Genomic DNA, 14859 nt, shown 5'->3' on the forward strand with positions numbered 1-14859 from the left:
GATCATGACACCTGCCACACCAGCCTCATTCCAGTTCACGCCTGCCACCCGCCATCTGCGGCTCGATCCGCACGATCAGGTCTTTGTGCAGAATCCCTATGGCGCCTATGCCGCGCTGCATGCGCAGACATCGGCGTTCTTCTGGGAGGAATACGGGTTCTGGTGTTTCATCGGCTATGACAGCGTCAACAAATTATTGCGCGACCGCCGCTTCGGCAGGGAAAACCGCCATGGCATCGCCGATTCTCAGGGCAATACCGGTGATCGTGCACACCTCAAAGACTTCGACCACGTCGAAAAATTCTCGATGCTGGAGCTGGAACCGCCCACCCACACCCGGCTGCGCACGCTGGTGAACCGCGCTTTCGTCTCCCGGCAGGTGGAAAGGCTGCGCCCGCGCATCGAGACGCTGGCGCACGCGCTGATCGACCGCTTCGAAGCAAAGGGCAAAGCCGATCTCATCGCCGATTTCGCCACACCCATTCCGGTCACCGTGATTGCTGAAATGCTGGGGGTGCCGACGGAAGCGGCGCCGCGGCTTCTCGACTGGTCGCACCGCATGGTTGCGATGTACATGCATGGCCGCAACCGCCGGTCGGAAGACAGCGCCAATGCCGCCGCCGCCGAATTCTCCGGCTTCCTCAGGGACTATGCCGGACGGCGGCGCAGCGAACCGGCCGACGATCTTCTCAGCCTGCTGCTGGCGGCCGAGGCGGATGGTGCGAAACTCTCCGAGGATGAGCTGATCACCACCGCAATCCTGCTGCTCAATGCCGGGCACGAAGCCACGGTGCACCAGACCGGCAATGCGGTCAAAACCATTGTGGAAAGCGGCCGCAGCGCCGCCGCACTGTTTCACGATGCCGATTCGACGGCGCGAACGGTCGAGGAATGCCTGCGCTTCGACGCGCCGCTGCATATGTTCACGCGCTACGCCTATGAGGAGATCGACCTTGGCGATGGCATTGCGGTGAAGCCCGGCGACCAGATCGGCCTGATGCTGGGCGCAGGCAACCGCGACCCCAACGCTTTCGCCGAGGCCGGTGCCTTTCTGCCGGAGCGGTCAGACCAGAAAAACCTGTCCTTTGGCGCGGGTATCCATTTCTGCATTGGCGCGCCGCTGGCGCGGCTGGAACTGCAGGTCTCGCTCAAAGTGCTGTTCGACCGGCTTCCCGGGCTGCACTTCAAGCAAGCGCCGCGCTTCAAGGATACCTATCATTTCCATGGGCTGGAGCGGCTGGACGCGGAGTGGTAAGCAAGAATGGGCGCTACAACCGGATCACATATTCCTTGCGCGTGGTTTCGATGACTTCCCAGGTGCCGCGAAAGCCGGGGCGCAGCACAAAACTGTCTCCCGCCTGCAAATGCTGCTCCCCGCCGCCCTCTTCCGTGACGACCGAACGGCCGGAGAGGATGTGGCAGAACTCCCACTCGTCATAGACGATGCGCCATTTGCCCGGCGTTGCTTCCCAGATTCCAGCGTAGAGGCCGCCATCGGCCTCGTCGCAGTTCCAGGTGCGGAACTGCGGATCGCCCGCAATCACCCGGTCTGCCGCCGGGGCGCCGTGTTCGGGATCGATGCTGCCGAAATCGATGGTGACAAAATGCGATGATGTCATGGGCTTATCCCGCCTTCGTCAGTGCCTGGTCGAGATCGGAAATCAGATCCTCGACGGTCTCGATGCCGATAGACAGCCGCACGACATCCGGCCCCGCACCCGCGGCGATCTTCTGTGCATCGCTCAATTGCCGGTGCGTGGTCGATGCGGGATGAATGATCAGGGATTTGGTATCGCCGATATTGGCCAGATGCGAAAACAGCTGCAGGTGCTCGACCAGCTTGACCCCGGCTTCATAGCCGCCCTTCAGCCCGAAGGTGAAAACCGCACCGGCGCCGCGCGGCGCATATTTCTGCTGCAGGGCATGATAGGGATCATCAGGCAGACCGGCATAGCTGACCCAGGCCACCTTTGCATGGCCGGAAAGCCATTGCGCCACTTTCAGCGCATTGTCCGCGTGGCGCTGCATGCGCAGCGGCAAGGTTTCGATGCCGGTCAGGATCTGGAACGCGTTGAACGGCGACAGCGCCGGCCCGAGATCGCGCAACCCAAGCACACGGCAGGCGATGGCAAAGGCAAAATTGCCGAAGGTTTCGTGCAGCACGATGCCGTTATATTCGCTGCGCGGCTCGGACAGCAGCGGATAATTGCCCGACTTCGACCAGTCGAACGTGCCGCAATCGACAATCACCCCGCCCATGGAATTGCCATGGCCGCCGAGGAATTTGGTCATGGAATGGACGATGATATCGGCGCCGTGCTCGATGGGGCGGATGAGATAGGGGGACGCCAGCGTGTTGTCGACGATCAGCGGCAGGCCATGCTTGTGGGCGATGGCAGCGATGGCCTCGATATCGGTGACAATACCGCCGGGATTGGCAAAGCTTTCGATGAAGATGGCGCGCGTCCGGTCATCAATCTGCGCTTCGAACGAGGCGAGATCGTCGGGCTCCGCCCAGCGCACATGCCAATCGAAGGACTTGAACGACTGGCCGAACTGATTGATAGAGCCGCCATAGAGTTTTTTGGAGGCGATGAAATTGTCGCCGGGCTGCATCAATGTGTGAAAGACCAGCAGCTGCGCCGCATGGCCCGACGCAACCGCCAGCGCGGCAGTCCCGCCTTCCAGTGCAGCCATGCGCTCTTCGAGCACCGCATTGGTCGGATTGGTGATGCGGGTATAGATATTGCCGAACGCCTTCAGGCCGAACAGTGACGCGGCATGGTCGGCATCGTCGAAAACAAAGGCTGTCGTCTGGTAGATCGGCGTGGCGCGCGCGCCGGTTGCCGGATCAGGCTGGGCGCCCGCATGCACGGCAAGAGTCTCAATTCCGGGTGCGCGGTGCGCCATGGTTCATCTCCCTGTCATTCCTGATTTTTCCATACGCTATGGGATTGCGGCTTTGCCGCCAACCTATTTTGGCGATCTGAGGCCAAAACTCTGGAAGCCCTGCCGCATCTGCGGTTTTTTCGCCGACAGGATGCGCGAATTGACGCCGCTCCAGCCGATCTCGCCGCACAGCCGCGCATATTCGATCTTGGGGCAGCGATTCATCACCACCTGGATACCAGCCGCTTCCGCCTTGCGCGCCGCTTCGTCGTGGCGGACGGTCAGCTGCGTCCAGATGACCTTCGGCAATGGCTTCAGCGCCAGCACTTCATCGACAATCGCCGGCACGGCCTCGGAGGCGCGGAATACGTCGACCATGTCGATGGCTTCGGGGATATCGGCGAGGCGCGCAAAAACCTTCTGGCCGAGAATGTCCTTGCCAGCCTGTCCGGGATTGACCGGTATGACCCGGTAGCCCTTGTCGATCAGGTATTTCATGACAAAGAAGCTTGGCCGCACCTCATTGGCTGATGCGCCCACCATGGCAATCGTTTTGACGGATGAAAGAATGCCGCTGATATAGTCGTCCGGGTAATGATCGTGATCCATGCGCTTATTCGCCCGTCCATTCCGGCTTGCGCTTTTCGATGAAGGCGTTGATGCCTTCCTCCGCATCACGCGCCAGCATGTTTTCTACCATCACCTGCGCCGTGTAGGCATAGGCCTCGGAAAGTCCCATTTCGGCCTGCCGGTAAAAGGCTTCCTTGCCGGTCTTGACGGTTAAAGTCGATTTCTCCGCAATGGCTTGGGCGTATTTCCTGACAATCGGATTCAGGTACTCCTCCGGCACCACGCGGTTGACCAGGCCGAACTCCCGTGCCGTTGAGGCATCGATGGTCTCGCCGGTCAGGAGCATTTCCATGGCCTGTTTGCGCGAGACGTTGCGCGACAGGGCCACCATGGGCGTGGAGCAGAAAAGACCGATATTGACGCCCGGCGTGCAGAATGTCGCCTTGTCGGAGCAGATCGCCAGATCACAGGAGGCGACAAGCTGGCATCCCGCCGCTGTGGCAAGGCCGCCAACCGCGGCAATCACCGGTCTTGGATGATGCACGATAGCCTGCATCAGCTCGGCGCAGAGCTGCATCGTCTCTTCGAAAAATGCCCGGCCGCGGTCGGCGTCCTGCCGGTGCGCCGTCAGTTCCTTCAGATCATGGCCCGCCGAAAACAGCTTTTGCGCCGAATCGATGATGATCACCCGCACAGCCTTATCGTCCCGCGCCGCCTGCAAATGATCGAGCAGCAGACGCATCATGGCGAGCGAAAGCGCATTGGCAGGCGGATTCTGCAATGTCAGGCGCAGAACGCCCGAGGCAAGCTCATGCCCGACGATTGGTTCATCCTTGCGGATAATGTGAACTTCTCCCATGTCGCTCCTCGTTGCCATGCCCGTACAACCGCGGTCAGAGGCTGGTCCATTGTTTATAGAGTGGTTTGATCGAACTCATATGCTTTTTAACAATAGCCAGATTCTCTTCCGACGGGCGCGCTTTCTCGACCGTTGCCAATCCGCTTTTCAGTCCGTCAATCATTTCCGCCTTCTGCTTGTCAGACAGGTTGGGCATGGACGGGATGGAGGCGATGGCCTTTTCCACCTCCTCGCGCGGATCGGGATTGGTCACCCAATGATAAGTTACCATGATGGTTCTTGTGGTTTCGCCCCAGTCATTGAAATCCTTGAAACCATATTCCGCCGCCTTCTTGTCCAGCCGCGCCGTTGCTTCGGGTGAAAGGACGGCGTTGCCCGCCGCTTCTTCCTTCATCTGCGCGCCAACGGGCGCAAAGCTGTAGAGAAAGCGCTTGATGATGTCCTGGGTCAGCGTCACCGGCCGGACCGGCAGGCTGAAGGGTTCGATCTGCGGCGCGGTCTGCGCAAGGGACGGCGTCACGGGCGTTACCGCCAGAACGGCAATGAAAAACAGCGCGGATCGGAGCAGCGTCATGACTGGCTTCCTTGCAAAGAAAACACGGATGGCTAGTGGTCCGATTCTGACATTTGCATTCCTTCGATACAAGCCATTCAGGCAAATGTCAGAATCAAAGGACCACTAGAAAGTCTATGATTCTAGTGGAACTTTGAATTTGACATTCGCATGTTCCGCGTGATGTCAAATGGGATGCGAATGTCAAATTCGTTCCACTAGGAATACCAGCGATCAACGCCAGAGAACAGATGGAGTGTACCGGTGGGGACTGCAATGGATGTAACAGCGTTAACGGCCTTTCTGGAGCGCGAATTTCCGCAGGTGAACGCGGACGGGGTGGCCTTTACCGTTACCGGTGCAGGGCCGGGTTATGCCACGATGCGGCTTGATCCGGCGGACCGGCATCTGCGCCCCGGCGGCACGGTATCGGGACCGACCCTGTTTGCCCTTGCCGATATTGCAGCCTATGTGGCGATCCTCGCACAGATCGGCCCCATCGCCCTTGCGGTGACAACCAATCTCAACATCAACTTCCTGCGCAAGCCGCAACTCGGGCCCATCGATGCCACGGCAAAGGTGCTCAAGCTGGGCAAACGGCTCGCGGTGATGGATATCGCGCTCACCAATGGCGAAGACAACGAACTGGTGGCCCATGCCACCGCGACCTATTCGATTCCGCCGCGCAGCTAGGGCTGCAAGCGGGCTTAAAATCCCGCAAAGCGCTGCAAATCCGGGCAAGAAGTATGTGGTAATATAATACCTTTTTCTTAAGTCATTGTTTTATAAAGAATATTTGTCAAAACTGCCAAAAACATCTGCTTGACGTGATCCCGTTGGGCCGGTATTGAACCCCTCGACTGCGGTAGGTTCTTCCTGCCGCATTTAACTGTTGTGCGGATGTTCGTCATTCACACAACGCAAGCAACAAGAAAAGCCTTCCTATGTGAAGGATGATCTCAAGGACGAACACAAATGGCTACCTTCACCCAGAAGCCGGCAGATGTGACGAAAAAGTGGATCCTGATTGACGCCGAAGGTCTCGTCGTCGGCCGTCTCGCCACCATCGTTGCCAACATCCTGCGCGGCAAGCACAAAGCAACCTTCACTCCTCACGTTGACGATGGCGACAATGTCATCATCATCAATGCCGAAAAGGTTGCCTTCACCGGTAAGAAGTTTACCGACAAGGTTTACTACTGGCACACCGGCCATCCCGGCGGCATCAAGGAACGCACTGCCCGTCAGCTGCTCGAAGGCCGTTTCCCGGAACGCGTCGTCGAAAAGGCTGTTGAGCGCATGGTTCCCCGTGGTCCGCTCGGCCGTCGCCAGATGAAGAATCTGCGCGTTTACGCAGGTTCCAATCACCCCCATGAAGCGCAGGCACCCGTCGTTCTCGACGTTGGCGCGCTGAATTCCAAGAACAAAAGGAGCGCATAAGAATGGCTGAGCTCAATTCGCTCGCAGATCTCGGTACTGCCGCCGCATCGACGCAGGCAGCTGCACCGGTTCATGTCCAGAAGCTCGACGCCAATGGCCGTGCCTATGCAACAGGCAAGCGTAAGGATGCGGTCGCCCGCGTCTGGATCAAGCCAGGTTCCGGCAAGATCGTCATCAACGACAAGGAATACGGCAAGTATTTTGCCCGTCCGGTTCTGCAGATGATCCTGCAGCAGCCAATCGTTGCTGCCAACCGCGCCGGCCAGTACGACATCATCGCGACCGTTGCCGGTGGCGGTCTGTCTGGTCAGGCCGGTGCCGTTCGTCACGGCATTTCCAAGGCCCTCACCTACTTCGAACCTGCCCTGCGCGGTGTTCTGAAGAAGGGTGGTTTCCTCACACGCGATAGCCGCGTCGTTGAACGCAAGAAGTACGGCAAGGCGAAGGCCCGTCGTTCCTTCCAGTTCTCGAAGCGCTAATCCAGCGTTTCCATTGGACAGAACAGAAAGCGGGCCTTCGGGTCCGCTTTTTTGTTGCGCATAAACAGGTTTGCGGTAGCTTCGCCACCCAGCAGACGACGCAGACACTCCCGGAGTTAGAAATCCAATGCCATCGAAGACCATCGATCACGCCTTTACCGCACGGTCCCTGACCAGCGCTGCGACCGATCCCACGCATGCGGGAGCGCTGTCCTTCATGCGCCGGCGCTATACGAAGAATCTGAACGGTGCTGATGTGGTCGTCTGGGGTATTCCCTTCGACGCGGCGGTTTCCAACCGGCCGGGTGCGCGGTTCGGTCCGCAGGCCATCCGGCGGGCATCGGCGATTTTCGACAATGACCCGCAATATCCCTTCCAGCGCGATCTGTTCGAAGACCTCGCCGTCATCGATTACGGCGATTGCCTGCTCGACTACGGCAATCATCAGAAAACCCCGGCGACAATTGAGCGCGAAGCGGCCAAGATCGTCAAATCGGGTGCGTTCCTGCTCTCCATGGGCGGCGATCACTTCGTCACCTGGCCCATCCTGAAAGCACATGCCGCCAAGCACGGACCGGTGGCGCTGGTGCAGTTCGACGCACATCAGGACACCTGGTACGATGACGGCAAGCGCATCGACCACGGCTCCTTTGTCGGCCGGGCGGCGCGCGACGGCGTCATCGATCCCGCCCATTCCATTCAGGTCGGCATCCGCACCCACGCGCCGGATGATTGCGGCCTGCAGATCGTCTATGGCTACGACGTCGAGGAAATGTCGGCTGCCGAGATTGCCAAAGCCATCATCAAGCGCACGGCGGGCAAGCCCGTCTATCTCACCTTCGACATCGACTGCCTCGACCCGGCCTTTGCCCCCGGAACCGGTACGCCCGTTGCCGGCGGCCCGTCCTCGGCGAAAATCCTTTCTGTCCTGCGCCATCTGACGGAACTCAATATCGTCGGCGCCGATGTGGTGGAGGTCGCCCCCGCCTATGATCATGCGGATGTGACGGCCATCGCCGGTGCCACAATAGCGATGTACTATCTTGGTATTCTCGCGGAGAAAAAAGCCAAGCGATGAAGCTGATCTTTTGATTCAGGGTTCCTATATCGAATCCGGTTTTCTCGCTAACTCTCTGAATATCAAGCGCCAAAGGCATCTCACATGAAACCGAAAATCTTTATCGACGGCGAACACGGCACCACAGGACTGCAAATCCGGACACGGCTGGCCGGCCGTCATGATCTCGACGTCCTCTCCATTCCCGAAGCCGAGCGGCGCAACAAGGACATGCGCGCCGACTTTCTGAAGAGCGCTGATGTGGCAATCCTGTGCCTGCCCGACGATGCGTCGAAGGAGGCCGTTGCCATTCTCGACGGCCATAATTCCACGCGGATCATCGATACATCGACGGCGCACCGGATTCATCCGGACTGGGCCTATGGCTTTGCTGAACTTGACCGGGCCCAGCGGCAGAAAATCGCCGATGCCCGGCTGGTTGCCAATCCCGGCTGCTATCCGACCGGCGCGATCTCGCTGGTCCGGCCGCTGCGCGATGCGGGCATTCTTCCCGGCGACTATCCGATCACCGTCAATGCGGTTTCCGGTTATACCGGCGGCGGCAAGCAGATGATCGCCCAGATGGAAGACCCGGCCAATCCCGAGCATATCAGCGCCAATAACTTTCTTTACGGCTTGCCGCTCAAACACAAGCACGTGCCGGAACTGCAGACGCACGGTCATCTCGACCGGCGTCCGATTTTCAGCCCCAGCGTTGGCCGCTTTGCGCAGGGGATGATCGTGCAGGTTCCTGTATTCACCGCTGATCTCAACGGCAATGCCTCGCTTGAATCCATCCATGCCGCCCTGACAGCCCATTATGAAGGCCAGGACATCGTGCAGGTGGTGCCGCTGGCGCAGAGCGCATCGCTGGCAAGGATCGATGCGGAGGAACTGCGTGACACCGACATCATGAAGCTGTTCGTGCTCGGCACCGAAGGCCAGGGTGAGGTCAACCTCGTGGCGCTTCTTGACAATCTCGGCAAGGGCGCATCCGGCGCGGCTGTGCAGAATCTGGACCTTATGCTGAACAATGGCTGATAGCATATACGAGACGTTCCCTGCCGAATGGCAGATATCCTCTCCGGAACTGTTCGTTGAAACCCATACCAGCCGCATCATCATGGTGCGGCTGGCTGACGGCACGCCCGCCGTGGTGAAGGCACTCAACGAAACCGGCATGCAGGAAGAGTTGCGCGGCGCGCACTATCTCGACTGGCACGATGGCCATGGCTCCATCCGCCTGCTGGCCGAAAAAGGCAATCTTCTGCTGCTCGAATATGCCGGCAGCCGCACCCTGTTGGATCATCTCAATGCGCACGGCGACGATGCGGCGACGGCCATTTCCGTCGATGTCCTGCTGAAACTTCTGGGCAACAACGGCAAGGGCAAATCCTTCGCGCCGGACCTGCGGCCATTGCGCGAACAATATGCCAGCCTGTTCAAGAAAGCAGAAATCGACCGGAAACAGGGTGATGCCAGCATTTTTGTTGAAGCGGCGGGGATTGCCGACAGGCTGCTCGGCAATCCGGCGGATGTTCAGCCCCTGCACGGCGATGTTCATCACGAAAACATTCTTCTGGGCGCGCGCGGCTGGCTGGTCATCGATCCCAAGGGGCTTCTCGGCGATCCGATGTACGATGCCGCCAACATGTTCTACAACCCTGTGGAGCGGCAGGACCTGCGCGCCAGCGACCAGCGTGTTGCCACCATGGCCCTCACCTTCTCCCGCGCGTTCAACCGCGATATCAGAACCATCCTCGGCTATGCCATGTCCCACGCGGCCCTGTCGGCCTCGTGGCACACGGAAGATGAGAATTTCGAGGAAGCCGGGCGAAGCCTGGACGTGGCGCGGGCAGCGCAACGGGTGATGGCCTCACTGGGTTGAGCGCCTGATCAGGCTGGCAACCGCAAGGAATGTCAGGACGCCGAGAATGCCGGCTATGGCGGCAACCGACAAGGCCAGCGCCGGTCCGAGCTTTTCCATGATGAAAGCGAAAATGAACGGTGCAGATGATGACACGATCAGTCGCGCCGAGGTGATCTTGCCCAGAATTTCGCCATAGCCCTGATGCCCGAACAGCGCCAGCGGCAGGGTCCCCTGCACAATGCTGTTGAGCCCCGATCCCATGCCGAACAGCATGGCAAACACCACGGCGCCCGCCACAAGCGGGATGGGCAGCGGCGCAATCAGCATCAGGAACGACAGGGGGATCAAGGCCGTCGACAGCACGGCGATCGACATCGCCGACAGCTTGGTGCCGAAAACCATGTTTACCAGACGCGCTGCGAACTGCGATGGCCCGAAGATGGCGCCGACGAGTACGGCGGAGGTTCCCACGCCGACGGCGGCCAGCACCGGCACGAGGTGGACGAGCATGGCCGACAATGAAAAGCTTGCCAGCGAGAACCCGGCCATGATCAGCAGCAGCGCCGAACGCCTGTTCTCGGCGGGCAGTTGGCCGCCGACGCCCCTGGCGGGTTCATCGGCGCGCTCCTCATGCAGCTTTGGCGAGCGCCGCGTCATCTGTGATAACCAGAAATGGATGGGAAAGCAGATGAAGACCTGCAATCCCGCGTAGAACAGATAAATCTCCCGCCAGGTAAACACCGTCAGCAGACGTGTTGCCAGTGGCCAGAACAGGGTCGAGGAAAACCCGGCTATCAGCGTCAGATAGGTGATCCGGCGCGGCGCCGTCTGCGGATCGATCTGCACAAGCACCGCGAAGGCTGTGTTGTAGAGGATGAACGGCGTTGCCATCCCTGTTGTCACGAGCGCCGGAGCGAACCAGATCCAGCTTTGCGACAGGACGCAGAGGATGAGTGACAGCGCTGCGGCGAGCGAGCCGAATGTCATCACCCGCCCTGCTCCGAAGCGGTCTGCCCAGCGGCCGGACCATGGCGAGATGATGCCGCCGATCAGAAGCGTGCCGGAGAAGGCCGCAAACAGCCATTGCCGCGACTGGCCGAACTCCTGCGCCATGGCCGGTTCGAGGATGCTGAAACTGTAATAAAGCGTGCCGTAACTGACGATCTGCGTGACACCCAGACCTGTAACGGCGGCCAGTGAGCGTCTTGCGCTAAGAATCATGATGGTTGCTTTCGATACGGCGGGAATGCCGCGCTGTCCGTAGCCAGCGAAGCTCTCGAATCACTACACCGAGTCTTTGCGCAAAGACAGCCGCTACGAGCGTGCGGTGGTGATTTCCGTTGGCAAGGGATAGGCGCCCTTGGTGGCACGCCAATGGGCAACCGCAAATCCAAGGATGACGATGGCAAATCCCTGATGCAAAAGGCCCAGGCCCATCGGCACCTGCATCAGCAGCGTGGTGATGCCGATGGCTGCCTGCAGGAGGACAAGGACCACCAGGAATATCGCGCGCCGCGCATGGGTTGTACCCGGCAGGCGCCGCACCGTCGATACTGCCTGCCACAGCGCCGCAAGCAGCACGAAATAGGCAAAGCAGCGGTGAACGAACTGCACGGTTTTCGGGTTCTCGAAGAAATTGTGCCAGATCGGCTGGATCGGAAACATGTCGCCGGGAATGACGGCGCCATCCATCAGCGGCCACGTATTATAGGAAAGACCGGCATCGAGGCCCGCGACCAATGCGCCGAGGTAAATCTGGATGAAGACAAACAGCACGAACCAGCCCGCGAGCCGTTGAATGCCGCTTCCGGCAGGGCGTTCGGAATAGACGGCAAGGCCGCGCGCCACATACATCACGGCGGCAAAAATGATGCAGGCCAGTGTCAGGTGCGTCGCCAGCCGGTACTGGCTGACATCGACGCGGCCGCTGAGACCCGATGCAACCATCCACCAGCCCACGGCGCCCTGCAGGCCGCCAAGCGCCAGGATGCCGATCATGCGCGGCTTCAGCAGCCGTTCAAGCCGTCCGGTCAGCCAGAAGAAGGCAAGCGGGATGGCGACGAGGAAACCGACGCCCCGCGCCAGGAACCGGTGCGACCACTCCCACCAGAAAATGCGCTGGAATTCGCCAAGGCTCATGCCCTTGTTGAGCTGCTCATACTGGGGAATAAGCTTGTATTTCTCGAATTCTTCCAGCCATTGCGCGTGGTTCAAGGGCGGAATGATGCCGTGGATCGGCTTCCATTCGGTGATTGAAAGGCCCGAACCGGTCATGCGCGTCGCACCGCCCACAAGAACAATCGTGGCAAGCACAAGCAGCACCAGATAGAGCCACACGCGGATCAGCCTGCGGTTGCGCGCTTCGCGATCTCCGGCGGAGGACACAGCGCCTTCGGATAGGGTGTGGGCGGCCATTCAAAACACTCCTGTAACTGGCCGGATAGGTGCAGCATATGCGCCGGGATGACAAGCCGGGTTTACGCGACAAGCCGTCGCGTTTTTGCCGCAAGGGGGGCTTTTTTGCTTTTCGCCTGCGGCTTAACCGGTTAGATGAAACCCTTGCGCACGTGTTGCAGATGAAAAAGACCAGAACTGGAATGGATTCATGCCCGTAAGGCTCAAGAAACTCATCGGAACCATCCTGCTGGTTACCCTGGTATGCGTCTACGCCATTGTCGCCACGATCTTCGCCGTGGCACTGCTTGCCAATGCCAGCCCGTGGATCCACCTGATCTATTTTCTTGGCACCGGCCTGCTCTGGGTCATTCCGGCCATGTTCATCATCAGCTGGATGGAAAAGGCACCAAAGAAAAAGGCCTAACTCAGGCCTGAATGACGCGCCGTCCGGCATTGGCGATCGGCGTTGTCACACCGCTCATCATCGTCTTCGCATAGACAAGCTTCTGAAAACGGCCATTGATCGAAATGCGCGGCAAGGCATGCAGCGTATCGCGGTGCTCGGCATGGATGGTGCCGTGGCGCGTGGTGACCGCCGACAGAAACCCTTCCGACGCCGCAATGTCGGCTTCCCGCCGTCCGGCAGCCTTGGCCGAGCCGTAGGGATAGGCAAAATGCTGCGGCCGCCGCCCGAGCTGATCCTCGATCATCCCCGCTGACAGATGCATTTCCTGCGCGACCATGCCCGCCGTCAGCTTTTTCAGATTGTAGTGATGCACCGTATGGCCGCCGATGGTGCACAGCGGATCGCGGTTCATCTGGCGGATTTCGTTCCAGCTCATCACGTCGCGGTCGGGCGCGACGCTGCACACCATATCCTGCGCCGCGCACATCTCGCGCAGCACAGGCATCTGTTCCAGTTCGGTCAGCGTATATGAGAAATACCGCATAATGGCATGAAATGCCGATCTTTTCTGGGAAAGCGTGCCGCATCGCCATTCCGGTCCGTCGGGGATGCGGATGAAATCCGCCTTGGCTACAAGGCTTTCAACGACTTCCCACCACAGCACCGCCGCCCCTTCGATGAAACCCGGCGCGACATACACGACGAAGGGCACCGCATGCTTCTGGAAGACAGGATAGGCATGGCGGAAATTATCGTCATAACCATCGTCAAGTGTCACCGCGACGAAGCGCCGGCCGGGGCGTTTGCCGCTCTTCACCCGTTCGACCACCTCGTCCATGGAGATGAAGTCGGTTCCCTCGGATTTGAGTGAAACGATGATCTGTTCAAGGAACGCCGGGGTGATGGACAGGGAGCGCGTCACGCCAAGCGGGCTGACGCAGTCCGGACGGACGCGATGCAGCATGATGATCGAGCCCAGCCCGCCAAAATGCTCGCGCGCCGTCGACGCAAAACCGGTGTGCCACGCCAGTCGCATCACGGCCTTTCGTATCAAGTCGGCCGCGTGGACCATTCCTTCACCAATTCGCGCTAATAGGCATGTTGAAACGGGATCGTGACCGTCATTTCATGCAGATTAAGTGTTTATATATCGTTGATCAACGGCATGGTATTTGACGCAATACCGCTTTCACTGGAACCCGCCATGCCTTTATCCCATCTCGATCCAAGAATCATTGCGGCGCCCGGTGAAATCGCAACAATCTGGCAGTCCCTGCCCCAGAACCATGTCTGCGGCCCGGCACAGTCCGAAGATTGGGTTTCCCTCTGGCAGTCGACTGTCAATCCGGATTGCCTGCTCGCCTGCCTCTATGCTGGAGAAATGCCGGTCTTTGTTCTGCCGCTGGAGATCAGCCGGTCCGGCCCCTTCAGGATCGCCGCCTACCCCGGCGGGCCGCATGCCAACTGCAACTTCCCGGTTGTTTCCCCCGCGCATCCCGTCAGCCCCGGCGAGCTGAACCGGCTCTTCGCGGCCCTGCACCAGGTGCGGCCGGACATCGACCTCGTCATGCTGGAACGGCAGCTTCCGCTGCTTGACGGTTGCACCAACCCACTGCTGCACCTGCCGAACCGGGAAAACGCCAATATCAGCCTGGCGATCACGCTGGACCACAGTTTTCAGACGGTTCTCGAACGCCACAACGCCAAGCGCAAGAAGAAAAAGCACCGCAACAGCATCGGCAAGTTTGCAGAGGCTGGCGGTTATCGCATTGTCACGGCAACGGTACCCAGCGAGACCGATGCCATGCTTGAGAACTACCTTGCGAACAAGGCGGAAAAATTTGCCAGATCCGGGATCAGGAACACGTTTGAGCCTGAGGAAATTCAGCGTTTCTTCCGGCAATTGTTTGCCCGGCATGCGGCGAAGGAACAGCCGCTGTTCCAGCTCAAAGCCGTGGAGGTCGCCGGGCGCTTTCGGGCAGTCCTCGGTAAATCCCGGGCGAGAACGCAGACCTTCATCGACTTCATCGGCATTGCCGAGGATGACATGAGCAATGCCAGTCCGGGTGAGTTCTTGTTTTTCGAAGACATTCAGGACAGCTGTAACACCGATCTTGCCTTCTACAGTTTCGGGGTCGGCGACGAACCGTACAAGCGGAACTGGTGCGATGTCGAAACGCGGCTCTATGACACGCAGCACAGCCTGACGGCCAAGGGCTACGCCTGTGCCGCCTACCGCACCGCCCGCGGCACTCTCGTGCGTACCGTCAAGAGGAATGACCGCCTGTGGGCCACGGTGAAAAAACTGCGGTCCCGGCTTTTCGGCCGCGCCTGAACGG

General features: G+C 59.6%; 17 protein-coding genes. 9 read left to right on the forward strand and 8 right to left on the reverse strand.

Annotated features, from left to right (window positions below):
• Positions 1-4: 4 nt before the first annotated feature.
• The gene (locus tag C5750_RS18610; protein WP_105735515.1) at positions 5-1255 is read left to right on the forward strand and encodes a cytochrome P450; all 1251 of its coding nucleotides are present in this window, start codon (positions 5-7) and stop codon (positions 1253-1255) included.
• Positions 1256-1268: 13 nt separating this feature from the next.
• On the opposite strand, the gene C5750_RS18615 is transcribed toward C5750_RS18610, so the two are convergent.
• The 5 genes from C5750_RS18615 to C5750_RS18635 form a co-directional block, all read right to left on the reverse strand.
• The gene (locus C5750_RS18615) at positions 1269-1619 is read right to left on the reverse strand and encodes a cupin domain-containing protein (RefSeq protein ID WP_105735517.1); all 351 of its coding nucleotides are present in this window, start codon (positions 1617-1619) and stop codon (positions 1269-1271) included.
• Positions 1620-1623: 4 nt separating this feature from the next.
• Positions 1624-2910 (reverse strand): O-acetylhomoserine aminocarboxypropyltransferase, encoded by a 1287-nt coding sequence (locus C5750_RS18620; protein WP_105735519.1) that lies wholly within the window; start codon positions 2908-2910, stop codon positions 1624-1626.
• Between the two features lie 63 nt (positions 2911-2973).
• Positions 2974-3498 carry a CoA-binding protein gene (locus C5750_RS18625; protein ID WP_105735521.1) on the reverse strand — a complete coding sequence of 175 codons (525 nt, stop codon included), beginning with the start codon at positions 3496-3498 and terminating at the stop codon, positions 2974-2976.
• Between the two features lie 4 nt (positions 3499-3502).
• Positions 3503-4318, reverse strand: coding sequence for an enoyl-CoA hydratase (locus tag C5750_RS18630; RefSeq protein ID WP_105735523.1), 816 nt, complete (start codon positions 4316-4318; stop codon positions 3503-3505).
• Between the two features lie 34 nt (positions 4319-4352).
• Positions 4353-4892, reverse strand: a complete 540-nt coding sequence (locus C5750_RS18635) for a hypothetical protein (RefSeq protein ID WP_105735525.1) — start codon at positions 4890-4892, stop codon at positions 4353-4355.
• Between the two features lie 255 nt (positions 4893-5147).
• Here C5750_RS18635 and C5750_RS18640 point away from each other — a divergent pair, with 255 nt between their 5' ends.
• The 6 genes from C5750_RS18640 to C5750_RS18665 all read left to right on the forward strand — a co-directional run bounded on the left by C5750_RS18640 (position 5148) and on the right by C5750_RS18665 (position 9735).
• A complete protein-coding gene (locus C5750_RS18640) occupies positions 5148-5564 on the forward strand; it encodes a PaaI family thioesterase (RefSeq protein ID WP_105735526.1) in 417 nt (138 codons plus the stop codon).
• A 282-nt stretch (positions 5565-5846) separates the two neighbouring features.
• Positions 5847-6311, forward strand: a complete 465-nt coding sequence (gene rplM, locus C5750_RS18645) for a 50S ribosomal protein L13 (RefSeq protein ID WP_105735528.1) — start codon at positions 5847-5849, stop codon at positions 6309-6311.
• 2 nt (positions 6312-6313) lie between these two features.
• A complete protein-coding gene (gene rpsI / locus C5750_RS18650) occupies positions 6314-6790 on the forward strand; it encodes a 30S ribosomal protein S9 (RefSeq protein WP_105735530.1) in 477 nt (158 codons plus the stop codon).
• Positions 6791-6917: 127 nt separating this feature from the next.
• Positions 6918-7868, forward strand: a complete 951-nt coding sequence (speB, locus tag C5750_RS18655; protein ID WP_105735532.1) for an agmatinase — start codon at positions 6918-6920, stop codon at positions 7866-7868.
• An 84-nt stretch (positions 7869-7952) separates the two neighbouring features.
• Complete coding sequence (argC, locus tag C5750_RS18660) at positions 7953-8888, forward strand: N-acetyl-gamma-glutamyl-phosphate reductase (RefSeq protein ID WP_105735533.1); 936 nt, start codon at positions 7953-7955, stop codon at positions 8886-8888.
• The gene (locus C5750_RS18665; RefSeq protein ID WP_105735535.1) at positions 8881-9735 is read left to right on the forward strand and encodes an aminoglycoside phosphotransferase family protein; all 855 of its coding nucleotides are present in this window, start codon (positions 8881-8883) and stop codon (positions 9733-9735) included. Before argC ends, C5750_RS18665 begins: the two co-directional genes overlap by 8 nt.
• Here C5750_RS18665 and arsK read toward each other — a convergent pair.
• Both arsK and C5750_RS18675 read right to left on the reverse strand, forming a co-directional pair.
• Positions 9724-10938 carry an arsenite efflux MFS transporter ArsK gene (arsK, locus tag C5750_RS18670; protein WP_105735537.1) on the reverse strand — a complete coding sequence of 405 codons (1215 nt, stop codon included), beginning with the start codon at positions 10936-10938 and terminating at the stop codon, positions 9724-9726. The two genes, C5750_RS18665 and arsK, sit on opposite strands and share 12 nt — an antisense overlap.
• Before the next feature lie 93 nt (positions 10939-11031).
• Entirely contained in the window at positions 11032-12132 is a 1101-nt protein-coding gene (locus tag C5750_RS18675; RefSeq protein WP_105735539.1) for a COX15/CtaA family protein, read from the reverse strand.
• A gap of 190 nt (positions 12133-12322) precedes the next feature.
• On the opposite strand from C5750_RS18675, the gene C5750_RS18680 reads away from it, so the two are divergent.
• Positions 12323-12538 carry a DUF2842 domain-containing protein gene (locus tag C5750_RS18680; protein ID WP_105735541.1) on the forward strand — a complete coding sequence of 72 codons (216 nt, stop codon included), beginning with the start codon at positions 12323-12325 and terminating at the stop codon, positions 12536-12538.
• Position 12539: 1 nt separating this feature from the next.
• On the opposite strand, the gene C5750_RS18685 is transcribed toward C5750_RS18680, so the two are convergent.
• Complete coding sequence (locus tag C5750_RS18685; protein ID WP_158531348.1) at positions 12540-13556, reverse strand: polysaccharide deacetylase family protein; 1017 nt, start codon at positions 13554-13556, stop codon at positions 12540-12542.
• Between the two features lie 168 nt (positions 13557-13724).
• Between C5750_RS18685 and C5750_RS18690 the strand changes: the two genes are divergently transcribed.
• Complete coding sequence (locus C5750_RS18690; RefSeq protein ID WP_158531347.1) at positions 13725-14855, forward strand: GNAT family N-acetyltransferase; 1131 nt, start codon at positions 13725-13727, stop codon at positions 14853-14855.
• The last annotated feature ends 4 nt before the right edge of the window (positions 14856-14859 follow it).

Source organism: Phyllobacterium myrsinacearum, from assembly GCF_002980555.1.
In the GTDB taxonomy this organism is placed as follows: Bacteria; Pseudomonadota; Alphaproteobacteria; order Rhizobiales; family Rhizobiaceae; genus Phyllobacterium; species Phyllobacterium myrsinacearum.